Raw genomic sequence first — 24,855 nt, forward strand, 5'->3', positions numbered from 1 at the left:
AAAAACTTGTATGAAAAAAAATTATAAAAAATGTTCTAATGACTTGACACTATTCTTTAAAGTACATAATCTTATCCTAGTAAGATAAATTTACTTTAAATTAGCTTAAAAATTGTGGATAATTATTACCAACAACGGTATTATAAAATTTATTACAATGAATTTTTATTATTAATTCTTTGTTGATGATAGAAAATATTGTATTGCATTAAAAAAATAAAATAAAAATTAATGGATGATCTTATGAGCAATCTAGAAAAACAACCCGCCTTAAAAGAACGTTCTGCTTTATTGATCGAGGATGATATTTTTTGCCAAAAAGTTCAAAGTCATTGTCTTCGTGAGTTAGGATATAACGTCGAAGTCGTGTCCGATGCTGAAACGGCAATTAATCACATAGAGCAGTATGTTTATAATCTTATCGTGTTAGATTTGGGATTGCCCGATCAATCCGGTGAGTTAGTCATTCGTGCGACACGTGAGTTTGAGACCAACCATCGAACACCGCTTATTGTCGCTACAGCTCATGCCGATGGTCCTATGCAGCAAAAGTGCCTCTATTTGGGTGCCGATGTGGTATTTATTAAACCGTTTAACAAACAAACCTTAGCGAGAGCGATCGACTTTTGTCATTCTCGAATCGAAGAATTATCCCGATTTAATTAGTGTTTAATTTTTAAAAATTAATTAATGAGATTTACTACTTGTAGTTTATCCCATAACCAATCTTCAAAAACAATAAAATAAAAATGACTTTGATTTAAAACGTGTTAAATAGATAAGTTTAGATATAATATTGTAATGTAAAACTATATAGTTGGTTATGGGATAAACTACAAGTATTTTTCCTTTTAAGGAGGGAAGTGTGTTAATAGATTTTGCGCCGAAATTCATTAGCTGCTTTACGACTTTATTGCAAACACTTGATAAGTGTAACGCACATATTCAAAACGAGCTCGATGAATTACCACTATGGGTAGACAATGGTGCCGGAGATTTTGTTGCAAATCGCGATAAAGTCATCTTTGCTTTAGGAAACTTTGGACCCACACAAGGTTTATCTCCACAAGAAACTTTCAAATGCCCAGGCGTCGTAGCTGGGACGCAACCTACCTTAAAGCTTATTAATGAGCTTAATCAGATAAAAACCACTTTTAGAGAACTTGTACGTGCCTGTCAGCAAAGCACACAGCAAGATATGAGCAAATTTGTCCGCGATACCTTGGCGTATGCTGGCTATCCAGGAATTAAACTTAAACAGGTTTTTCGGCATATTATTTGTATTAACTACCATCCTCGCCGTATCGCATGGACTAAAGGCAAACACACCACGAGTAAACAATTATCAAAACAAGCCTCAGAAAAATTGTTGGAGAAAGCAGGGCAGGGCTTACATATTGATATACAAAAATTAAAATTGAACGGTTTACCTCATCAGACTAAACTGATTAAACATCGAGATATTAAGCCGGGTTGGGTAGTGAATATCGGTTCATTTAAAGAAAACAATTGTTCAGCTTATGAAGACATCCGAACCGCGTTACCTTTATTTTATTTGCACGATCAACAATTGCCAAATCCTACGGTTTGTTTTAGTAAACCCCGTATGCAAAATCGTAAAATGCGTATTGATAAGCAAATTGAATCCATGGCTTTTTTACCCTCTATCAGTGTCTATCGATATAAAAAAGAAACTATTAATTAAAAACTGTTTTAGCTGATTTTATCAATCGACGCGTTTTAAACCTTCTCCATAATTGTTTATTACCATTTAAAATGATACTTAGGAAGTAAAAGCAACACCCGTACTAAGTGATTGAAGCTGGTTCATGCAAGTAAGAATACATTGCTTTACAGGATTCATCTAAATCTTGAATAATCGTTCTATTAATAAAGCTAAGGCTTGTTTAGGTTCTCTATTTTTTACAGGATTAGGCATAGAAATAATTCTCAGCTAAAAAGAAAAATATTATTGAAGCGTATAACAAACTTTACCATTTACACTAATAAGCATTCTATCAAATATATTTTTTAAATAAATCTTTTTTTAATAAAAAAAATAATATTTCTTGAGAGTAATTTAATACGCCAAATACATAGATACCTGGCGTATGCCGATATCCGGGAATTAATATGACTTCACTCATAAGAGATTAATTAAATTATCTATTGCAGATTTTTTTTTAACGTGTTTAAATTTATTTTCATCGATAATAAAAATAAATCGCCATTTGAATTTTGAATAAAGATCCAAAAATGTGAGGGAAATATTATGCCAGACCCAGATTTTAAAGAAAGGCTTGCCTACGCGCAACTTAAGCCTGCCACCCCTATATTCGCATTCATTCCAACTAATGAAGTTGTAAATACCCCCCTAGTAATAACAGAAACCTGTCGAACTTCTACCTCTTGTATGCTATCTAAATAGTTTACAGCAGAGATAATTTATTCGAAATAACTTATTTCTTACTTAAGCACTCAAAATTCCTAAGTTTTATGCATTATTAAGCCTTGCTAAGAAAGGTTTAATTTTATCTTAAGCTATGGAGACTAAACTAGTAAGTGCCAAGTAATAAATCTTGATCTAAGAAATTTAAATTGATTATTACAGCGAGGTCCTTAATGTTAGAAAGCGATGTCGTATCAGTAACAGAAGATTTAGTAGACAGAAACTATCAGAAATTCTTGAAAGGTTCACGCCAGATAGGTCGTTCAGCTAAAAAATTATGGGATGATAAAATTTTACAAGAAACTGGTAAAACTCCCAAAAATTATAAATTTAGCTCAGATCCTAAATTTAAAGAATTTTTGTACGGTAACCACATAAAAACCTCTTCTAGATCGACTCAACTTCAAACTCCTATTAAAGACGATGTACAACATATTCAGCAACTTAAAAATAAATTATCATATCTAGCCCTTTTTTTTGTTGTATGGAAAGACACAGCAGCGAAAGACAACTTGAATTCTTCACAAGAATCAGCTGAGAAAAAGTTACGTCAAGAAATAAAGTTTAAATCAAATCTCGATAAAGACGATCGCTATGCAATCAATATCGCTCTACAAAGCATGGTTTTTATCCTTTGTCAGCAAAGTGAACTCATTGTAGATCAAGATAAAGATTTAAACGATTTTATTACTCAATTTACACAATTGGACAAAGAAGATTTACCTGAATTTATTTCCAAACGAATTTTAGACTTAAATAAATTAGAATCTAATCCAAACTATGAAGTCAGTCATGAAGATCCATTAGACATACAACAAGAAATTGAAAAAATTGGTGCAGCTATTTCAGCTTTTCAAACACCGAATATCAAGAAAAAAATCATCAAATATACTGGGATCTTATTGGCATTCATTGCATCAATAGCTTGTGGAGCTGCAACCGGTGGCGCCTTTTTTTTACTCTTTCCTAGTTTGCCGGTATTGGGCTTTATCTTAGGAGGATTGATAGGTATATGGGGGTTTTCATCTAATTTTGGTTTCTTTTCACAGAATTTCCCTAATTTTTTGCTAAGCTTTTTAAAAAAAGGCGGCATTAGTGAATATATAGATGAGAAAGGAAATCGTCGACAATTATCTGCACTTAAAAAATATCTGCTTATACCTCTTGCCGCGATGGCTTCGTTCACCGTGGGTTTAGGAACTGTAGCAATAACCTATACGACTGTTATCGCTTTAGCTGGCAAGCTATTCGTCATATCTGCGTTATGGCCACCTTTATTTCCGATTATTGCCGGTATTTTAGCCGCTGCGGTAGGTATCACCTTAACCGTGGCCGTATTAACCGCTACCATCGAGGCGATAAAAAATTCACAAAATTTCAGCTGGGAAAACGTTAAAAATACGCTCAACAATTTATCAACCCGACAAATTATTGGCTACTTATTTAAGAGCTTGTTAGTAATAGTAGGCTTACTTGGCTTAGCTTATTTTCGTTATGTGGCCGGAATCGATTTATCTAACATCATTCAACCGATCGTTGGACTTCAAACTGCGCCAATAATCGCTGCTATTATGGGTGCGATCGCTTATATCCCGCAAGGATTCTTTACCGTGCTATCGATACAAAAACTTACCAGGCTTTTTTCCCCATCCGAAAACATTTCTCAGGAAGAAGCTGCATCGTTACCGCAAAGCCTTTATTCCCGTACAAAATCTAGAATTACTAAAACTTATAAGTCGATTAGTCTTATTGGTAATGCTTTTGGTAATGCGGTATTAGTCGTCGTTGATAGTATTTCAGCTTTATCTATTTTTGGAGCAATTGGATGTTTCTTTAATTCCTGGTCAGGAAACTTGGTTGAACCGCCTAAAAATCAACAGGCTAGAAGCCAAGCTACCCAATTACTTATTAACCAAGTGAATGATTTGAATAAGAAGGTTATAAAGCCCTCTGCGTCAACGGATGATTTTGAGAATAGTCAAAGGAAGTTAAATTTTGGTTTTGAACTAAAAGAACCCACCGGTCTTCCTAGTCCAGTTGTATCTGAAAATGGAAGTTGCTTGATTAGTGGTAATATTGGTTATTCTATGGGTGGAAACGGCCCTGAGCTTTTTAAAACTCCGCATAGTAGTAATAGTTCAGATGGTTCCTCAAATTCAAAATCTCGACTAGCTCCCGCAGCTAATCATTGATAAGCAACTAGCGTTGACTTAGACTGAGTGTTAGAATTTTTTGCTGAGAAAAGCAAAATCTATGTCTAAGTCAACGCAACGTTATCCAGATAAAAACAGCATTTACTCCATCCCACATGTCACTCGAACGTGTTTCCTAAAAAACATTATTTCGCATCCACAAATCATCATTGGTGATTATAGCTATGATGATCCTGACGATATTCATCATTTCGAAAAAAATGTCTTATATCTATTTGACTTCATGCAAGATAAGTTAATTATTGGCAAGTTTTGTCAAATTGCTAGCGGTGTTCGTTTTATCATGAATGGTTCCAATCATGCCATGGAGGGAATTTCTACATATCCTTTTAAAGTATTTGGTAAGGATTGGAGTTCTGCGAGTGTGGTCAGTAAAGGAGATACTGTCATTGGCCATGACGTATGGCTAGGTAACTCAGCTACGATCATGCAAGGGATATTAACATTGGTCATGGTGCCCTTATTGGTAGCAATGCCTTAGTCATTAAGGATGTCGACGCTTATTCAATAGTCGGCGGAAACCCTTTTATGCTGAATAAAAAAAAATGAGTCATGAAGCCTGGCACGCAGATATCCTTATTAATGAAGTACAAGTAAAAAACTGTTTAGCAGCTCAGTTTCCTGAGCTCTTACCCTTAAAAGAAGTAATCTGTGTTGATGCAGGTTGGGATAAGCTTTTTTTTTAGTTAATCAAAAAATTATTTTTCGTTTTCCGCGTCGAAAATAGCGGTGGCATTGATTGAACCAGAAAATCAGGTGTTAAAAAAATTGCAGTCGCACATAACACTACAAATTCCTTATCCCTTCCATGGTTATACATTGATATCCGCAGTATCCGCTGAAAGGGCGAATTTAAGCCTGCCGCAGCATATCGCAAGTCTTAAACCCTTAGCCGAATTTTAACGTTGCTTATCATTAACGCTGGCATTGTTGACAATACACGCTACTGCGTTGGCCAATACGTGCAAGTTGTAGTGTAGATTGACATTGTAAACAGGGAAGTCCAGCACGACCATACACGTTTAAGTGTTGCGTAAAATATCCAGGTTTCCCTTCACTATTTAAAAAATCTTTTAAAGTACTACCCCCTTGTTTAATTGCTAAACGTAAAATAGCTTTAATAGCACTGACTAATAGCTTTAAATCGCAAAGCAATAATGTTCTAGCAGGCTTCAAGGGATTTATTTTAGCCATAAATAACGCTTCACTGGCATATATATTACCCACACCTACCACAATGCGCTGATCCATAATTGCCGATTTGATTGGTAGCTGTTTATTGGCCAATTTTTGTTTTAAATAGAATGCAGAAAACTGGCGGCTAAGTGGTTCAACACCCAAATTTTTTAGCAATGGGTGCCATTTAGGATCTTCATTGGTATACAGCAATGCGCCAAACCGACGCGGATCGGTAAAACGGAGTAGGGTGCCATTATTCAGAAGAATATCGACATGATCGTGTTTACCCGGAGTAACACATTCATGCAAGATCCGCAGACGACCCGACATACCAAGATGGATAATGATGTTACCTTGTGCAGTAGCCATACAAAGATATTTACCACGGCGGGTAACTTGCGTAATTCTGAGACCGACTAATTGCTGTAAATCCTGAGAAGGTATAGGCCAACGCAAACTAGGTCGACGAATCAAAAATTTTTGTATAATTTGATTTTGTATTGGGGCTCGTATACCTCGCAACGTGGTTTCAACTTCAGGCAATTCAGGCATAGAGAGCGATAATTTATCTTTTCAAGAATAATAGCAAATTTAGTGCTAGCTAACTATTTTTATTTACAAAATGTTGGAGAAATTGTTTTATCTGCTTGTCCTTTGTTTAGTTGTAATTAGGAAACTTAAATGAAAATTAGCTGGATTACCGTTTGTAAAATGTTAGAAACAGCCCAAATGAAATATCTTTTTACTGGTTGTAAAAAAACATAGCCTAAAAAGACGGAGAGATATTTTATGCAATTTTTAAATTATGTTACACTTTAGATAAAGATTAATAATAATATGGAGTCGCTATGGATGAAAATATAATAATTTTTTTTGGTCTTGTTTGGTTTGTTATAAATCGATTATATATAAATTCGTGTATACAAGAAGATAGGGAATTACAAAAGGGACTAGCTAAAATTAGTGATTCATTAAATGTTAATGAAAATATTCTTATCCCCGGTATGTCAAGAAATACTCGATCGATGTTTGGGCTGGGTATTGCTAGTATTGGTATATTGATAGGCTTATTTTTAATGTATAGAACACTAGCAAACCAAGCAACAGTTGCCAACGAGGTTACACCTACCAGGCCATCGGAAAATGCTGTCAATCAAATAAACAATCCACCTAGTTCTTCTTTCTTTCAAGCTAATAATACTTCTAAAGATACTCTTATTGCTGAAGAAAAAAAATCGGAAGAGCAAAAAATAAATTACCCTAAATAAATCAATGTGGGATGATGATAATATAACTGATTTCAAGCCTGAGCTTATCAAGGACTTAATTTCTTCTAACAAACTAATTTTTTGATATTTTTACGGAGAAATTGTTTTTTTAGGCCAGGTCTAGAAATATACGCTTGTAAAAATCCTCAAAAGATTGACCATCATTCGGTCCATCGTCAATTCTTTTTAAAAGAATTTGCTCTGATTTATCAATTTCGATAATTTTTTCAACAGTATTCCCTTCGTATGTGTCTTTATTCACAAATTGATTGAGAAGATTCTGAGATAATTCTTCACCGATAAGATCACCTAGAGAAAGATTTTCTTTTAAGATTTTCCTACCTTCAGCATTGGAAATACGCAAATAATTAACCAAATAAACTTGTTGCCTATCTAAAAATTTTTGATGGAAAGTCTGGTTAATCGTAATTTTATCAAAGGCTTTTAGATGGATTAGATTTCGGAATATTTCATTTTATCGGTGCTTAAAAAAAATTATCGTAATGACGATAAAAATTTAATTTATTTTTTAAATATTATTAATTTATTTCAACTAAAAAAATAATGCATAAGGATATAATATTGAAGTTAAAAAACCCATAGTTTATACTCAATAGACTATTAAAAATAAAAAATTGGAATGCAAAATGAATAAAAAAAATGAAAAAAAAAATAAGAATATTTATTCTAAATTTATATTAAAATCTTCAGAAAATATTCAGAATTTAAAGACATCCAATCAATTGCGTGTTAAACGTGGTAATGCTGAAACACTGGCCGAGGCAACAGCAAAAGGCGAATATAATTATTGGTTAAATCAAGACGATCTCAACGAGATCGTTCGCTTAGAATATAACACTTATGCAGGAATAGTAGGAAGCAACGCTAAGTTTGCAGTATTAACTTCACTATCAGATTTAACTAATAATTTAGAAGTATTTCTACTAAAAACAAAAGAATCCGCTGAGGCCAGATTGACTTTAATTATGCAGTTAGAAAGTTTGCATTGGGTAACTTTAGTTATCTCATATAACGCTAGAAATTATATTGCTTATTATACCGATTCAAAAAATTATCCCATGCCTCCTGAATATTATAGACTACTTTTTGATCAGTTTAAAATACAGCCTATGAGTTTAAGCCCAGGTTTCCTACAACAAACTGAGGATTATAATTGTGGTTTATGGGCTCTTGAAAATGCAGTCACTATAAATCAGATGATTATTGAAAATCAATCAATGTATTGGTTAATAAATCAATTGCAACTGTCACGCAGTAAAGAATTTTTTGAGACCAGACGGCAGTTTCTTTCAGAAAAACTTCGTGCTGATCCCGGATGGTGTAAAAGACATCCTATGTTTACTCAGGAAGTCAATCCACAACGAGAACCATTTCCATCTTCATTCCGCCGTATCGCTTCGACATCACTGAGTAGAGATGATTCTAAACGCTTAAAATTGCACCTTAAAGATGAAAAAGAACAAATAATAATTTTATTAGAGACTTTTGTTGAAACTTTTATGAGGAGTTTTAGCAAAAACTTGGGTAAATATCATTTATTAGCAAAAGGTGAGCTATTAACCGAACACGCATTAAAAACTGAATTAAAAACAGGATTAACAGGTGCATTACTAGGAATAGGTATTTCACAAAGTTTAGTCGGCTCAATTCCTTCGCTCGTGGCTTCTTTAAGAATGATTAGTGGTAAATATTATGAATCAAAAGATAAAGCGCAAAAAATCACTAAGATTTTTTCTAAGGCTAATCCAGGTAGTTTAAGTAAGCTTTTATCGGCAGCGGCAGTTGATATTTTTTATAGCTATGAAAATCAATTTATGCTCGTAACGGATAAAGCAGGCGATAAAATTGCTATGGAAAAACTAGCCGAAGATGCCGTAGGTAGAGTATTTAACTATATAGCAAAATCTACTGAAATGGATAGTGTTATTTCCGAGGAACTTATAGTACAAGGTGTATTACAAGGTCCATCGGAAAAGTTATTTGATCCGAGTATAAAGTCAGCAAGACTAAGGATCACAGGAAATATTGTACAAGATAAAAGTGGAAACAATATTAATACTGCAAATTTATATGAAAAGGTAGGTTTAGTTATTCTTGAGAATGGTCAACCGAATAAATATTTTGCAAATAAAGAACATTCCGCGAGCCATCGCTATGGTTACCGAAGAATTTTAAATTGGGAGCAAGAAGTCAATGGTGAACTAAAACAAAGTTTGCAAAATCAGTTTTCAATAGAACATTATCCTCAAGCAGAAAGTATTTTTCAGTTTGTTTCCAGAGGATATAATTATATTTTAGAAACTGATACGAATACAGCAGAAGCTCAGCGTATTTTAGATAAAATTGAGCATCGAAATTCCCCTCAATCTTTTAAAAAAGAATACTACCCAAGTAAAATGCCTATTTTGTTTGATTTAAGAAAACCTATAAACAATTTTAGCGGAAGAGTCGAGCTGCTTAAAACATTGCACCAAGTCTTACTATCAGAAAGAACGATAGCCATCGTGCCCAGTTTATCTGTTTTAGATATTTCAGCAAGCCCATCCAGCAGTTCCTCTCAAGCAACAAGTGGTTCCTCATTTTCTATTACTGGTTTAGGCGGGATAGGTAAAACTCAACTCGCCTTACGCTATGCTGAACTTTATGCCAGAGACTATGATTATAACGTTTTATGGATTAGTGCTGAAACTAAAGAGAACTTGGCCTATTCATTTCATAAATTGGCAAACAAATTGGAGCTTATCATCACAGATAGTTATGGTTCAAAAAAAGATCTAGAAGAAATTGTCGATGCGGTGTATGAATATTTTTCCGACAGAAAAAGTTTGTTTATTTTTGATAATGTTGAGAATTATCGGGCGATAACAAATTTTTTACCTAAAACTATGTTGGGTAACAAACCTACATTATTGATTACTTCACGTTATAATAATTGGGAAAATGTTGCATCGGTGTTATCGTTGGGCGTTTTTACCCAACAAGAAACCGAAGAGCTTATCCAAAAATCCTTAGATTTAACCGATAATACTGAAAATGAAAAAATAAAAGAATTGAATCAATTACTTCAAGGTTTACCTTTAGCACTACAACAAGCGCTCGCTTATATTAAACTAAAAAAAAATACCGATGTTAATTTTTCTATAGAAAGCTATACGAAGCTTTACAAAGAAAAATGTCAATTTTTATTAAGTTTTGATTTTTCGAATTATAACAATGATCTCTACCTCCAGACTGTATATACCACCTGGCTTATTACCTTAGAAAAAATTAAATCTCATTCAGGGGGACAAGATGCGATAGATACTTTATATATTATGGCTTATTTAGATCCAGATAATATTTCAATTACAAAATTTTATTATTTAAATCATATTAATTGTAACTTAAAACTCTATGATTTAGATGGTATTATGCACATGCTCACTAGTTATTCTATGATTAATCGGGGCCAGGAAAATAAATATACTATCCACCGATTACTGCAACAGGTTATACGGATTAATCTTGAACAGGATAGACCTAAATTTGAAGAAGTTATAAAAAAAACTCAAAAATTATTAGTACATTTTGGTTTTAAAGATGATGAACAAAATATTTTTCACTATCTACATTTCTTACTCTATATGTCAGAGCATACCGATCTTGAATCGACTTTTTTATATGGTCATCCTGAGAAGATTTTTTTTGATAATTTAAGTTATCAGCATATAAAATATTGTTCTTATTTTATCGATTTAGCCTTTCTTAAATTTCCCAGGCAAAAATATCTTAAGTTTATTGGCGACGCTATTGCCTATTATATAAAATTGGGTTTATCTTTTTTCTTGGCTGAAACTTTAGACTATTTAGAAAAAAAATGGCTAGCAGGAAGCTTATCTAAAGAAAATATTAAATATATTATCGAGCATTTTAATAGTTTAAAAGATCCTAAATTTAAAATAAGGCGACTATCGAGTTTACCTTTGAAAAAGGAAATGCAACAAGAGTCTATTAAGCTGTTTTATGAATTTAAGATAAAAATATTTGGAGACTTGTTTAACGGATATGATAACTGTCCAGCGCACAGCTTAAAGAGGAGTATTTGTTCATTTGAAACGGAAGACAAAATTGAAGATATTAAGAATCTAAAAATTAAATCTCATTTAAAAAAAGTGGCATCGTTAACGCGGACTGTAAGCTCCGGTCTTATGGCTAAAGATACCTTAAGCGCTTTGCTTCAAGGTGATTTTAGCAAAGTTGCCATTAATGTTGGATTAATAAGTAGTAATACACTCTTTGGAAAAATATCCAGTGGCTTATTTTCCCAAGGGAAAAATTTGGCAGCAGAGACGAGTTTATTAGAAAAAGATTTAAGCTTAGAAAGCAAAAGTGCACTGCGCATTCTATTTAATAAAGAAGTATTATCGGTGGGCAAAAGACAATTATTAGGTAAAACTATGCAAGTCGCTTCACCGTTCGTAGCTAGAGCGACGTCTATTTTTTTTGTTTACAATCTTAAAAAAGAAATGCAAGCTTATGAAGTGGGCGATAAAGCGCTTATTCCTGATATTATTTCCAATGGCATTATTGTGGGTGTTGATGGCGTAGAAGCAGGTATTGAGGGAGCTGAATTGATTGGGGTTATTGCTGGTGTCGCTGAACTTACAGGCCCTATAGGCGAGGGGATTACTTTGCTCGCTTGGTTTGGATCCGAAATGTATTCCTCAGAGCAACAAGTTGCGAGCATCAATAAATATGTTTCTCTCTCTAGAACAGAACAAGTTGTTCAGTTTTTGCGAGCTTTTTTTCAAAAGGAGCCATCAGAATATTTACAGCTTAAAGCAAAGAATGAACAATTAGTTAAACATGCCATTCCATTCTTAAAAGTGCATACAGATATTATCTGGTATATTGTTCCTACTTTTTATACAGAAAAGGTTTTATACAATAATAGTAGAGTTTTTTTGGATGTAAAAAGGCAGTTAGAGTTTGATGACAGCACACCCAATGAGCCTAATGAAGGACATTTATTTTGTTTATCCGGTACTATTAAAGGGAAGCCTTTTTCCGATTTTAACATACCTTCTAACTGCGGATGTAGTTATCTCTGCCAAAATGCCATAGGCATAGAATATTCGGCAAAAAGGACCGGTAACGCAACACTTATCGCTTTAGGACCAGGGAATCAAGAAGTTATTGCTTTTGTTGATTCTCCCACATTATTTCTCGTAGAGAATGGCAGAAAATTGTATAGAGGGGGTAATAAAGTTAATGTGTTTAATTTGCAGGGAAACTCTACATCAGGTCTACTACAAGGAGGTCAGGGTTGGAATATACTTATACTAGATAAATTTTTTCCTGAAAAAAGTGATTATTTACTGCTTGATTTTTACGGATTTTTATGTGGAAAAAATAGCAGTCTATTAAATTATATTCCATTATTTTGTTCTTCTGGTGAGACTAAAATTCAGTTAAAAAAGATCAACCAAATTTCGGGTCGAAATAAGCAACAAGAAATTTTTTACCTCGATAGGAATATGCGTGAAATCGATGGTAATGGAGGCAGAAATAATGAATACCCAGACATTTTCTTACTCAATGATCGTTCATATAAGCATCCAAAGTTTATATTAAGAAATAATACTATCATTGTATTTCTTTTAAATTCGGATGTGAATTCTGTTGATTATTTAATTCCATTAAAAGAAGTCGGTGTAGCCCAAGTCAAATTACACTCAGAAGAAACAATTCAACATCGATTTTTTTTTCAAACTGCTATACAGAATATTCAAGCACTCAGTATAAAAAATAGAACTATAAATATTTTGCTTAACCCATTAGATTTTGATGATACAAAAACTTTTAATCTTACTGTTTCTGACTCTTTGACTGCTAATAATCAAACAAAAAATGAGCTAATTGGAGCAAAAAATATATCTTATTTTTTTCAAAATATTGAAATGAAATTTTTAAATAACGAACAGATCTATCTACAAGAAAAGATATCTAATAATAAAACCATTGATGAAAACATTAGTTTTTTTACAGAATTGGCTAATCGTTTAGAAAAAACTTTTTCACTGCATTTACTAAACAATAGCATGATTTCAATTGGACGAGCGACGCACGAAATTTTTTATATCAATGGCTTATTTGAAAGTCATTTAGTGGGTAATGGCGGTGAAAATGTCTATGTTATATTGCCTTGCAAAGATCCCGTATTTCCTCTTGCACCCATTACACTCTATGATAGCTTAAAAGAAGATTATAAAGAGTCAAGAGAGTTCAGGGATACTTTGGATTTACGTGAACTGGTTAAAAAATACCGACAAATCTATCCCAATGCTATCATTTTTCCTCGTCTATTTCGGGTAGGAGGCGATTTATTTTTGACATTGATTAACGCAATTTACTCATCCTCTCACTATTTGCACAATTTAGACGGTTTCCATTCTTTGGTGACAATTCAATTAAAAGACGGCGTTCTTAATAATGATAATTGGTATCAAAAAATCGATATTTTTATTGATAATCTTATCCCTAAAAACATAAGAATTTTTCAGGATGAAGAGAATGAAATTTGGAAATTAGTAGAAACCCCTTTAGTTTTTACGGATGATAAACAGATTATAGTCATTACAGATAAGGATATAGGAGAACAAGCTGAAATTATCATATTAAAAAATATAGGCTATTTTATTTTTCTCCATACTGAAACGGATCTTATTCTGAGCAATATTCCAACCGGTGCCTCCGATGTCTGCACTATTATTTTAGCTGATTTTAAAATGCCTGAAATGAAAAAAAAGATATTATCAGCGACCTTCAAATTTTTCGATCGCGAGTTTCAATTACAAGATTATCAAGATAAAATTGAACATGCTACTTATTTTTCTGATAAGGTTAGCACTGAAGATGTTACTGTGACACCTAGTTTTTTAGACTTAATCAGCCCAGAAAAAATAACTTCTGAGCATAAGGAAAGCTCGCAACAAAAAGAATGGCAGCGTCGCAAGCGTCAAACCGTTCGCGAAAATAATATAGGGATCAACTCTAATAAAACAATTCCTACAAATGAGAATAAACTAAGCAATCTGACATTTTTTCCACAGAATAAACCAGATTCTCTATTAAGTAAGGCGTTTGATGAGGATCGTATTTTAAGAATTGCCGATGATTACATAAAAAAATATCAAGATGCTTCCTCGAAAAAAAACACAGCATGGCGTGTTAAAAAAAATGTTCAGAAAAACAATGAAAGGCAGGCGAGTCCTTTGATATCTGCTAACAAACCTCATTCCGAAAAAAAGCCTACAATTTACCCTAAAGATAGGCAAAATTATCATAAGCAATCTATTCAGAAGAAATCTAATTTCAATTTGAAAAAGCAAAAGAGTCCGATGCCGTTTGCTCAGCATGGCTTAAAATCATCGGTAAAATCACGTACTGGAAATCTAGCGGTAAATAAAAATAAATTTTTAAAAAATACCTTTCTCCAGGATAAAAAAATTTCTTTGGCTGCGAGTGCTGCAAGCAACTCCTTAAATCATAAAAAAGGATTTAAAAACACTATAAAAGCTCAACCGAGACTAGGTTATCAACAAAGTGAATCTAAATCGCAGCACAAACCCAATCAATACACAACACGACTCTCACGCATAGATGGCCTAACTAATTTCAATGCAACACTTTTGCTTATTCAATTGATGGGGAAGATACGAACCCCGATATCGCATCATTCTAATCCAAAATTAAATAAAATTTTTAATAAAAACCAAAAACAAGAAGATAAAATCGTATCTGAGTTTTTGGCGGCTCAGTTTAATAGATGAGCCGCTATGCTCGTATTTATTTACAAACTTAAGGACTGTGATGAAAGATTACAAGCATTACATATAGAGTAAAGTAATGTTAGCTATAGATATAATTAATCGATTTTTATTTTTCAATAAAATTGTTATATTTATAGATAAGTTATGATATTATTCCATTTAATAACCATTAATCTTTTGGATAAATGCCATGCCTATTAAATTAGATTTATCATATGGACCATTAATTAATGGTGTTTTTGAGCTGAGTGGAAAAGAGGTCTCCCCAGCCATTGATCCTGCAACAGGTAAGCATTTGGCAAATATACATTATTGTACTGCCGACGATGTTGCGCGTGCTGTTTCTGCTGCTGAAAATGCATATCCAGCATGGAGATCATTCGGTCAAAAGGAGAGAGCGGAGTTAATTAATAAATTGGCGGACGCGTTGGAAGGCGACATGGAGCGGTTGGCTAGAATTGATATGCATGATGTTGGACGTTGCATTAGTGAAGTAAGAAAAGATTATCTAACAGCGATCCGGCATTATCGTTATTTCGCATCGATTATCATGGCCTATGAAGATTTTGGCAAGGAAATTTCTGATGGTTATTACTTAGCTAAGAGAGAACCTCTGGGAGTATGCGGACAAATTATTCCCTGGAATGCCCCTGCGATTATTGCTTCTTTTAAACTTGCTCCAGCGCTAGCTACAGGTAATACCATTGTTTTAAAGCCAGATGAAAATGCTTCTCTTTCAACGTTGGAGCTTGGAAAGCATATTAACGCTATTTTTCCTTCGGGAGTAGTAAATATAGTGACAGGTCTTGGTGATATAGTCGGTAATGCGTTGACTCACAACAAAAAGGTTAGGAAGTTGTCTTTTACTGGCAGTACAGAAGTTGGAAAATTAGTTGCAAAAGTAGCAGGTGAGAGGTTGGTGCCTGTAACTTTGGAACTCGGCGGAAAAAGTCCAAATATCGTTTTTCCTGATATTGAAGATATTGATGCAGTCGTCGATAATGTTACATTCGCGGCAATCCATAATAATGGACAGTCTTGCCTTGCAGGTACAAGATTATTTGTTCATGCCGATATTTTTGATGCCTTTACAGAAAAAATGGTTGAATCCTTTAAAAGGGTAAAACAAGGTTCTCCTGAAGATGAAAATTCAAGAGTAAGTTGTCTCATTTCAAAAAAGCAGGGAGAACAAGTGCTAAATTATATTGATATTGGGATAAAAGAAGGTGCTGAACTTCTTGTCGGTGGCTCAAGAAAAATAGTAAAAAACTGTGAACATGGTTATTTTATCGAACCAACCATTTTTTTAGCAAAGAATGATATGCGCATATGTCAAGAAGAGATTTTTGGTCCGGTGTTGACACTGATGAAATGGGATAATTATGAAGAAATGCTATATCAAGCTAACGATGTAGAGTATGGACTTGCAGCAGGAATTTACACAAGTAGTTTGAAAAATGCTTTAGAAACAGCAGATAAATTAGCGGCGGGTTCAATTTGGATTAACCGTTATTCCAATATTTCAGAGGGTACTGCTTTTGGTGGATATAAAAATAGTGGGATCGGCCGAGAGTTTTGTCGAGAAACACTTAATTCGTATACTCAAATTAAAACCGTCACTATACAAACACAAGTTCCAGAAGCTTGGTTTTCTCCTTATATTTTATCGTAGACGAACCGTTAAAGTTAGAACGCGGAATTATACTAATTACTTGAATGTACCCCTAAAACTAATTTCCTATTTCCGATAATAAAGTTTATCGGAAATAGGAAATTAGTTTTAGGGGGCGCCGTGTTCTAGTGTTAATAGATAGCCTGCGATCTTGGCTTATTTATCTGGAAAATTATAGCCAAGATCAGTTGGCTTTATATTAATCACAAAAACAGAATTTTGAATACTCCACAACGCAATAACATAATTTCTGCATACATCGATAATTATTTATCTTTATTTTACGCACACTTTTCTATCTTAGCGGTCTCTTTTTCCCAACAATTTTCACTGTAAACAAAAGTTGCCCTTTCACCTCTCGGGATAATAAATTGTCGCTGATCACCTAAAATGACGGTGAGAGGAGAACACACTTTTTCGGCAATCACTAATCGTTGACCTTCATAGGCGAATTGAGGTAGCTCAATATGGGTCAATTGATCGTTTTTAGTGGGAGAAATACTAACAGTAAAATACTCACTAAAGTAGTCCATCATTTTTTTCATAGAAGTATTCAGTTCTATAATATCAGCCTTATCAATTACATATTTTACAGAATTAGAACGTATTCCATTGACCGTGTATCCAAGTGGTCTTCTTGGGAGATTGAGTGCTAACGAAGTCACAACGCTTCCACGTACTACTATTTCTGCTCTTGTTGGTCTGTCTGACTGCCTTATATTAACATGGAATTTATTCATGGCATTTGTATTGATACGCCCCCTGGCTAATTGATAATGAACAATCCCACTCAGAATATGTATCCTCAAATAGCAATTATTGGAATTTATATCTGTATTGGGCGCATAAACAAATCCATATCCCCCGTGCAATGCAGGATAAATAGTACTGGGTAGGCTATTTTCTGGGTCATAATATCCCACTAAGGTTGTTACTGGTACACCAAAATGGCGAGGAATTCGTGTTCCAATAGGATCACTATTGTCTAATGGACGGCGCCAGACGTTATTTTCAGACACATAACGCACACTTTCCCCCGTAGCATAGGTGGTTTGTTGTCCATTAACAATCAATTCTACACTCCATGTTGCACGGTTTGTAAAGGAAATAATCCGACCAGGAGGAACTTGGGCAGCCGAAGGGAAAGCAATCCTACTTATCCAATTGCCGTCCGAAGTAATAATTTCTACTTCTTCATAACTCTGCAACCTTTCACTAATATACGTACCATTTGTATCATTTTCTAATAGTGCTAATTGCGCTTGTGTATTAATACGATAGACAGCATTACTGGAAAAAAGTGAAGGTGGTGAAGACGTTAATGTGCAATAAGGTGAGCCGTTAGGTGTACGGACTCCGCATTCGAAGTTTTCAAAATCCACTGATTCATTATGGATAAGGTGAGAATCTATTCTCCTTTCGCTACCGCATTTACTACCGCTATTCTGATTGTAGTGATCTTTATTGTCTTTCCAATTATATTCAGTTTTATCAGCATTATAAGGATCTATGCTATTCCAGCCGCATTCATTTTGCCCACGGTTACAAGGATTGATTGGCCAATTACACTCTCCACCTTCTTTATATAGAATATTACAAGGATCCGCAACGCCGATATCATTTTGTGGAATTATATTCAGAGGCAAGCCTGCATTATTGGTTTGTTGAATCCAATTCCCATTTTGTACTACAAAAGTACTGGTATGCCGGTACATGACTGGAAATATTTGATTATTAACAAGGATATTAATTGTTAATTGCGCCCCATTATCTACAAATACAATACTATTCTCAAGTTGCAACTCTGCTGCAGGAAGGCGAACATTTTGGGTCCAATTACCATTACTGGGTATTATGTCCACTGCCCCCATACGCAAAAGCTGGGTTCGAATATAATTTCCATTAGGATCATTGGCGGTAGCAATAATATTGAACTGAGATTGCCGGCTAATAATATAAGCAGGTGCTCTTACATAGTTAGTATAATTAATGAATTCCCGAGTCTGTGAGTTCCATATTTTAAAACCGGTCGGTGAATCTTTAGAAAAAACAGCATATTGTTCCACAAAATTCTGGATAATATTAAGCACATAGGGGGTATGCAAGGTATAGTAAGATAATGGTGAGCTTGCGTGTCCACTGGCCATCGCATCTGTGTTAAAACGGTTTCCTTGGAAAGGGGGGATACTGCCACCACAACAAGTTTGATTTCCCCCTCTGTCCCAAAAGAAATTAGCAATAAAACGATTATTATGACGATCCCATCCCCATCCTGCATTAATAACTCCAGGAACGGCACGTTGATGGGATGAACCTTGCCATTCTCCTGGAAAGTGTCCAAGGCTGTACGCATGACCTGCTTCATGGCTCCATTCATTGCCTAAAGAGTCATCAATAGTGAGCATTCCATTTCCACCGCTGCCACCGTGTACTTGTACTCCATTTGCATATACACCACGTGCATTGTGCGCAGTGATCATAAATGCAACATAACCTGGAAGCTCTGATGTTGCATCCGAACTATTGATGCCATAATTAGCAAAGTTTATACCTTGAGATATAAGGATTTTAGCAATATATTCGCGCATATCTCCAGTATGCCAATCGCCATTAGTTGCAGATCGGGTCGTATAAATTGTGCCATTCGGGAGCACTACTCGATTGAAATGAACGGATTCATATTCTCCAACAATAAGACGACTAACTGGAATTTTTTGATAATAATCAAGATGCAGAGCAGGTGAGTTAGCAAAAGGGTAATTATTTCGGGGTTCTATTAACATGCCAATATCAATAGTTTGGAAAATAACTTCATTGGGGGCACCAATAATAATATTGTTTAAAGTACTTGTTTGACCACTAACATTAAAAGTCAGTGTTAAGCCGGGATTAATCCAATGAGCAGGCAGGATACGCGTCCACATATTTCTTGCATAAATAATATTTGTGTTGCCTGGTGAGTCTACTTGAGGAAGACTTTCTGGAGGTTCAAGAACCACTATACCCAGGGTAGAGCCGTTAGCGCTTCGGCCAGTAACAGAAATTGCTGATGACGGAGGAGATAAAGGTTGCACCATGAGCAGCGTATCTCGTTGCGCCACTAAAGTCGGACGACTCTCATTTGGAATTCTTCTTTGATAAATTATGATATTTTGAGCGTAACATATTCTAGCCGCAAAGCTGCCGGTAAGATCATTAATGATAGGAAGCTCATCAAATACAACTTGATTTAGCGTAGCGTTAGAAATTTGATTATTGTATAATGGTGGTTCATTTTCATTTTTTATTTCTGATAAATAGGAAGCTTTAGTATAATCTTCTTTCCTTATGCATCTCATTTCATCAGAACTAGTTTCAGTTGCTGGTTTAAATTCCATATTATTTCCTTATAATTTAATTTCAAAATTAATTAATTATAATCCTAAGAATAATAATTAAAAACTGCAATATAGGGCAAAAACATTGTAAGTGTTAGCAATCCTGAATCTACATACTTTAGATATTTTACTTAATTTTTTGGCCTCATATTACTTTCCTTAAAAAATTATTTTGAAATGTTCATAAAAATATTTTTGAGCTTCAATTTTTTAAATTTTTAGTTCTCCATATATATCGTCAATGAAAAACGCTTATATTCATCATTGACGATAATGTAATACAGTCAACCTAGAAGCTAAAGAAATGAATAAGAGAAATCCTGGTTTTTCCGGATCATCCTGTAGCAACTGGGTTTGTAGCCACCGCTGCTGCAGTAGCTACTGCAGCCGATTCGAGTGAGGGGCTTTAATGAGGGTATTTAATTAGCAAATTCACTTGCATTATCCGCTGTGATTGTCAGTTTATAGATATTGATTTTAGGGATGAAATAATAAAGAAACTAAGTCAGCTTTAATAACTTTATAATATAAACTTTTAGGTAAAAAAACGTGTGTACAATTCACTCGATTTTACCAGTAGGACACCATTTTTGAACAAGTGAATGCCCTGTCCACATATCTTTTAAACCCTAAAATTGGAATTTGAGTCTGAAAATGAAGTAGGAGAAAAACTCGACGTCCTTCCCGTATCACCAGAATAAGTGGGTCTTGGATTAAAAAAAATGTTGTCTATTGATCCCCGAAGTAAAGGTGTTGTTTCTGAAGAAGGTCCTGCCAAATCATCATAATTTATGCTGGCAAGAAAAACACTATCTAGCTTGTCAATTATTTTACAAGCGGCTGTATATTCTTGACACACTTCCTCTAAGCTTAAAGATAATTTTATGTTCAATGCTGGCTCTTGATTAAAAAAACTTAACAACGCTTCAATCTTTTCGACGGCATAGTGTTGATCATTATCCAGCTGAGATAATAGTTCAAATAAACTTGTTTCATCTATGTTTTCCATATGCATTGATTCGAATTCTTTAAATATTTTTGTTTTTAATTGAGTTGCGAATTGGATAAGTGATCGACTAAAACTCCGTAGATCATTTTCATCCTTAATATGCAAAATAATTTTAATTTGATCTTCATGCGCCTCGGCTAAGGATTGTAGCAATAGGCAGGGTGTCATCAATTGTATACTATCTTTCATTTTATTTAACGCTTCAAAAAGATTAGCGACTGTTTGTGTATCTTCATTGCCACCATATTGTTGAAATTTACTCAATACATTATTAAAGAAATCTATCATGGCGGTAAAGCCTAAGAAAGTTAAACCGGTTTTAGCTAGGTCGAGTAAATAAGGGCGTAAAAATTCTAATTTCCCATTAAAATTATCATTAATTAATTGCGCCCCTGCTGCATAAGAAAACACAGATAAATACATCGAGATCATGATCAATAATACCGATGTTTTTGGATAAAGTTTAAAAGCCATGGGAATTTTAACTGTATCGTCTTTCCAAGCAGTAAAATAATCAAAGGTATTTTGTAGTGCATTTCCGCCAAAAAATGCCAGCAACACGCCTAAACAATAAATAGAAGGTGCTGAAACAAAAGCTCCTGACACTCGACTTTCGGTTAATTCGACCATTTCATTAAACGTACCGCCCCAAAACCCTGCACAGGCCAGTATCACCCAGGATGCACCAGGGAAATAAACCGCTTTTCTAAAAAAGTTATTTAATTTACCCGGAGGTGAAATAGTTTGATTAGGAGACATCTCGCGTAAACCAGTTAATAGTCTTAATAGTCGGACTAATAATTCTAATGGTGACTCATCTAATTTTTTAATGTTGCGAATATCCTTTGCTATTCCATTAGTGTAAGAACACCCTATAATTCTAAACCCTTTATTGCTTAAAAGTCTTTGTGCTAGACCTAAAGGATTAATCAGTCGTTGCTTGATTATTTGATAACCTAAATTTATTTGCTGCTGTAATTCTTTTTCTTGTTTTTTTTCTTCATTAAGTAACGCATTGGATATTGTTTGAAATATAAATTCTATTGGTAAAAAAGGCGCGCGGTATAAGGGATTTTTTAAAGCTAATTTGAAAGGTAATAAATGTAATAAAGTGTTTGTCAAACCAACAATTCCGGATTGTAAAACAATTATTACTTTGGGTAAATCTGGTATAGGGTTAACTACCGTAATAAGCATAAAAGGTATTGATGCAATAAACGAACCTGCAAATGTCACTGCATTTTCTGCTAATTTTTGTTTAGGCGTTAAAGCATCTTTTAAATAATTCTGTAGCTTTAATGGAATATATTCCGCCATTTGTTGATCAAAAAAAGCGTTAGTTGCGGATATTAAAATCCCTCCCGCTACCAGCATAGTGCCTGTCACGTGATTTATAACAAAAAAGTCACAGGAAATATCCTTGTAAGATGGATCGGCACAAATAGATTCAGCATACGCTTTCGCAGGAACGTAATAGAATATGACTCCCAAAATGGCTATGGTAAATAAACCGGATTGTTTGAATACTTCTCGGGTTAAGCTACTACGCCCTTCCCCATCCAAGTGAAATTTAATGACCGCGTTTAATGCGTTTGGGGAGATTTCGGCTAATACCTGATTATGCTCAAGCGTTTCTATCTGAATAATTTCTTCATTTTCTTCTGTTTGTATTTGTATAAGATCGGAATTATCTAACTCTGTGTAGTAATCGGAATCATTGTTGATTTCTTTGTTTGTCTCTTTTGATAATGGCATGTCCATCTCCTTTTTTGGATTATTTTTTATATTTTATTGAGAGGTTTTTTTATTTACTCTGTAAAAATAAACTTCAGTTCTTATCTTATACTGAAGTAGTAAATTTTTTTGAATGAAATAAATTGGATTAATGAGTGAAATAATTTCCCTATATTATTAATATTATTTAGGTTTAGATTAAATTATCCAGATAATAAATTTTCTGATTTTTAATATAAGTTGATTTTATACAATTGAAGATTATTTAAATTAATTTAGCATAACTTTTTAATGATTCCAATCTGTTTTTTAAAAAATATAAATCTTGAAGGATTTAAGATTTAGGACGATCGTGGTGTTATCTGCGAACTTTTAGTGATACAGAATCGTTAAAATCATATCTTCATTTTTACTATATTGAATGGATTACATAGAAAATTCGCCTTTTTTATATAGACGGGTATACTATCGCCAAAAAAAAATTAAATTTTCGAGCAAAAAAGTATGATATCGATTAATCAACTTAGCATGGCGTATGGCGAAAAGCTGTTATTTTATGACGTTAATCTTATTCTATCTACACACAGCCGTTATGCCTTAGTCGGTGCGAATGGCGCTGGTAAGTCTACTTTTTTAAAATTACTCACCGGCGTAGAACAACCCATCGACGGCACGCTGTCAATTCCTAAAATCGCTAGCGTTGGATGGTTGAAACAGGATCAATTTCGCTATGAAAATACGCTGATTAGCGATATTGTCTTGCAAGGTAAACCTGGCTTATGGCAAGCGCTACAAGAAAAAGATAAATTATTACAAAGTGATTTACATAACGAAAAAAACCTCAATCGTTTAGGTAAACTTGAAGAAGAAATTGCACGTCTGAATGGCTATAGCGCCAATGCTTTAGCGGCCAAGCTTTTAATGGGTTTAGGAATACAGCTTGAATATCATGAAAAACCATTAAGTACACTCTCTGGTGGCTTTAAACTACGTGTTTTACTGGCTCAAGCCTTATTTCAAGAGCCGGATATTTTATTATTAGATGAACCGACCAATCATTTGGATTTTATCTCTATCGTCTGGTTAGAAAAATATTTAAAAAATGAATTTTCTGGTTTACTACTGTTTATTTCTCATGATGTGGAATTCATTAATCGTTTGGCCGACCAAATACTCGATGTCGATTATGGCGAAATACGCGCCTACAGTGGTAACTATGAAAAATTTCTTGCTGAAAAACAATTAATTATTGAACAAAAACTGCAAGAAAAACGCAGCGTGGAACTTAAAATTGCCAGCATGCAAAGTTTTGTGGATAGATTTCGTGCCAGTGCCAACCGAGCGAAAATGGCCCAATCTCGTGTGAAAATGATAGCAAAAATGGAAATTCCTGATATTAAACAATCTTCGCGATTATCCCCTACGTTTCAATTCGTAGCGCTACGCCCTTCTGGAAAATGGGTAGTGCGTGTTAACGGATTAACCAAAAATTTTAACGAGAAAAAACTTTTTCAGCAGTTAAACTTCGAAATTAAGCGCGGTGAAAAAGTTGCGATTATGGGTGAAAACGGGATTGGTAAATCAACACTCATTAAAATATTACTTGATACGATTCAATCTGATCAAGGCAGTGTTGAGTGGGGCTATGAAACCCATGTGAGTTACTTTTCGCAAGACCATCATGACTTACTAAATAAACATGCTACTGTTTTAGCCTGGTTAGAACAGTATGCTGCTGGCATCAGTGAACAATCGATACGTAAAACCTTGGCACAAGTTTTATTTAATAAAGAAGATGTCCTTAAAGATATTTTAGCCCTAAGCGGCGGTGAAGCAGCACGCTTATTACTCGCGAAAATGGTATTAGAACCCGCGAATGTCTTGATTCTGGATGAACCTACTAACCATTTAGATATCGAAGCCACTGAAGCCTTGGCGACGGCTTTACGAAATTATCCTGGCACCTTACTCTTTGTGAGTCACGATCGGCATTTCATCAACAAAATAGCGAACCGGATCTTATTTATTTCTCACGAAAAAAAGCTGCAGGATGTGAAGCATTTAGATGAGATTAACATAGATTAATGGGCAGCATCACTACTTGATACTTCTGTGCTAATCA

General features: G+C 34.3%; 15 protein-coding genes. 11 read left to right on the forward strand and 4 right to left on the reverse strand.

The window, feature by feature from the left end; genetic code table 11:
* Positions 1–243: 243 nt before the first annotated feature.
* The 7 genes from AACL18_RS03715 (at position 244) to AACL18_RS03745 (ending at position 5,565) form a co-directional block, all read left to right on the forward strand.
* Entirely contained in the window at positions 244–666 is a 423-nt protein-coding gene (locus AACL18_RS03715) for a response regulator (RefSeq protein WP_339051497.1), read from the forward strand.
* Between the two features lie 199 nt (positions 667–865).
* Entirely contained in the window at positions 866–1,705 is an 840-nt protein-coding gene (locus AACL18_RS03720; protein WP_339051498.1) for a DNA replication terminus site-binding protein, read from the forward strand.
* Between the two features lie 567 nt (positions 1,706–2,272).
* Positions 2,273–2,428 (forward strand): hypothetical protein, encoded by a 156-nt coding sequence (locus AACL18_RS03725; protein WP_339051500.1) that lies wholly within the window; start codon positions 2,273–2,275, stop codon positions 2,426–2,428.
* A gap of 194 nt (positions 2,429–2,622) precedes the next feature.
* A complete protein-coding gene (locus tag AACL18_RS03730) occupies positions 2,623–4,641 on the forward strand; it encodes a hypothetical protein (RefSeq protein WP_339051501.1) in 2,019 nt (672 codons plus the stop codon).
* A 61-nt stretch (positions 4,642–4,702) separates the two neighbouring features.
* Complete coding sequence (locus AACL18_RS03735) at positions 4,703–5,143, forward strand: hypothetical protein (protein ID WP_339051503.1); 441 nt, start codon at positions 4,703–4,705, stop codon at positions 5,141–5,143.
* A 64-nt stretch (positions 5,144–5,207) separates the two neighbouring features.
* Entirely contained in the window at positions 5,208–5,348 is a 141-nt protein-coding gene (locus tag AACL18_RS03740) for a hypothetical protein (protein WP_339051505.1), read from the forward strand.
* A 43-nt stretch (positions 5,349–5,391) separates the two neighbouring features.
* The gene (locus tag AACL18_RS03745) at positions 5,392–5,565 is read left to right on the forward strand and encodes a hypothetical protein (RefSeq protein ID WP_339051506.1); all 174 of its coding nucleotides are present in this window, start codon (positions 5,392–5,394) and stop codon (positions 5,563–5,565) included.
* A gap of 12 nt (positions 5,566–5,577) precedes the next feature.
* Here AACL18_RS03745 and mutM read toward each other — a convergent pair whose 3' ends face one another.
* Complete coding sequence (gene mutM / locus AACL18_RS03750) at positions 5,578–6,393, reverse strand: bifunctional DNA-formamidopyrimidine glycosylase/DNA-(apurinic or apyrimidinic site) lyase (protein WP_339051507.1); 816 nt, start codon at positions 6,391–6,393, stop codon at positions 5,578–5,580.
* A gap of 296 nt (positions 6,394–6,689) precedes the next feature.
* On the opposite strand from mutM, the gene AACL18_RS03755 reads away from it, so the two are divergent.
* On the forward strand, positions 6,690–7,109 hold the full coding sequence (locus tag AACL18_RS03755) for a hypothetical protein (RefSeq protein WP_339051508.1): 420 nt from the start codon (positions 6,690–6,692) through the stop codon (positions 7,107–7,109).
* A 109-nt stretch (positions 7,110–7,218) separates the two neighbouring features.
* Here the strand turns inward: AACL18_RS03755 and AACL18_RS03760 are convergent, their stop codons facing one another.
* A complete protein-coding gene (locus AACL18_RS03760) occupies positions 7,219–7,485 on the reverse strand; it encodes a hypothetical protein (protein ID WP_339051510.1) in 267 nt (88 codons plus the stop codon).
* A gap of 271 nt (positions 7,486–7,756) precedes the next feature.
* On the opposite strand from AACL18_RS03760, the gene AACL18_RS03765 reads away from it, so the two are divergent.
* Entirely contained in the window at positions 7,757–14,941 is a 7,185-nt protein-coding gene (locus AACL18_RS03765) for an NB-ARC domain-containing protein (protein ID WP_339051511.1), read from the forward strand.
* 190 nt (positions 14,942–15,131) lie between these two features.
* A complete protein-coding gene (locus AACL18_RS03770; protein WP_339051512.1) occupies positions 15,132–16,613 on the forward strand; it encodes an aldehyde dehydrogenase family protein in 1,482 nt (493 codons plus the stop codon).
* A gap of 281 nt (positions 16,614–16,894) precedes the next feature.
* On the opposite strand, the gene AACL18_RS03775 is transcribed toward AACL18_RS03770, so the two are convergent.
* Both AACL18_RS03775 and AACL18_RS03780 read right to left on the reverse strand, forming a co-directional pair.
* Positions 16,895–19,990, reverse strand: a complete 3,096-nt coding sequence (locus AACL18_RS03775) for a M66 family metalloprotease (RefSeq protein ID WP_339051513.1) — start codon at positions 19,988–19,990, stop codon at positions 16,895–16,897.
* A 622-nt stretch (positions 19,991–20,612) separates the two neighbouring features.
* Positions 20,613–22,754 (reverse strand): hypothetical protein, encoded by a 2,142-nt coding sequence (locus AACL18_RS03780; protein WP_339051514.1) that lies wholly within the window; start codon positions 22,752–22,754, stop codon positions 20,613–20,615.
* A gap of 483 nt (positions 22,755–23,237) precedes the next feature.
* On the opposite strand from AACL18_RS03780, the gene AACL18_RS03785 reads away from it, so the two are divergent.
* Positions 23,238–24,818: an ABC-F family ATP-binding cassette domain-containing protein gene (locus AACL18_RS03785; RefSeq protein WP_339051515.1), complete on the forward strand. Its 1,581-nt coding sequence runs from the start codon at positions 23,238–23,240 to the stop codon at positions 24,816–24,818.
* The last annotated feature ends 37 nt before the right edge of the window (positions 24,819–24,855 follow it).

It is taken from the genome of Rickettsiella endosymbiont of Xylota segnis (genome assembly GCF_964019545.1).
Classification (GTDB): Bacteria; Pseudomonadota; Gammaproteobacteria; order Diplorickettsiales; family Diplorickettsiaceae; genus Aquirickettsiella.

Bases quoted from the DNA above. Each gene is read 5' to 3' on its own strand.
- AACL18_RS03770 (WP_339051512.1), top strand. From the start codon at position 15,132: ATGCCTATTAAATTAGATTTATCATATGGACCATTAATTAATGGTGTT.
- AACL18_RS03775 (WP_339051513.1), bottom strand. From the start codon at position 19,990: ATGGAATTTAAACCAGCAACTGAAACTAGTTCTGATGAAATGAGATGC.
- mutM (WP_339051507.1), bottom strand. From the start codon at position 6,393: ATGCCTGAATTGCCTGAAGTTGAAACCACGTTGCGAGGTATACGAGCC.
- AACL18_RS03735 (WP_339051503.1), top strand. From the start codon at position 4,703: ATGTCTAAGTCAACGCAACGTTATCCAGATAAAAACAGCATTTACTCC.
- AACL18_RS03755 (WP_339051508.1), top strand. From the start codon at position 6,690: ATGGATGAAAATATAATAATTTTTTTTGGTCTTGTTTGGTTTGTTATA.
- AACL18_RS03725 (WP_339051500.1), top strand. From the start codon at position 2,273: ATGCCAGACCCAGATTTTAAAGAAAGGCTTGCCTACGCGCAACTTAAG.
- AACL18_RS03765 (WP_339051511.1), top strand. From the start codon at position 7,757: ATGAATAAAAAAAATGAAAAAAAAAATAAGAATATTTATTCTAAATTT.
- AACL18_RS03780 (WP_339051514.1), bottom strand. From the start codon at position 22,754: ATGCCATTATCAAAAGAGACAAACAAAGAAATCAACAATGATTCCGAT.
- AACL18_RS03785 (WP_339051515.1), top strand. From the start codon at position 23,238: ATGATATCGATTAATCAACTTAGCATGGCGTATGGCGAAAAGCTGTTA.
- AACL18_RS03740 (WP_339051505.1), top strand. From the start codon at position 5,208: ATGAGTCATGAAGCCTGGCACGCAGATATCCTTATTAATGAAGTACAA.
- AACL18_RS03730 (WP_339051501.1), top strand. From the start codon at position 2,623: ATGTTAGAAAGCGATGTCGTATCAGTAACAGAAGATTTAGTAGACAGA.
- AACL18_RS03715 (WP_339051497.1), top strand. From the start codon at position 244: ATGAGCAATCTAGAAAAACAACCCGCCTTAAAAGAACGTTCTGCTTTA.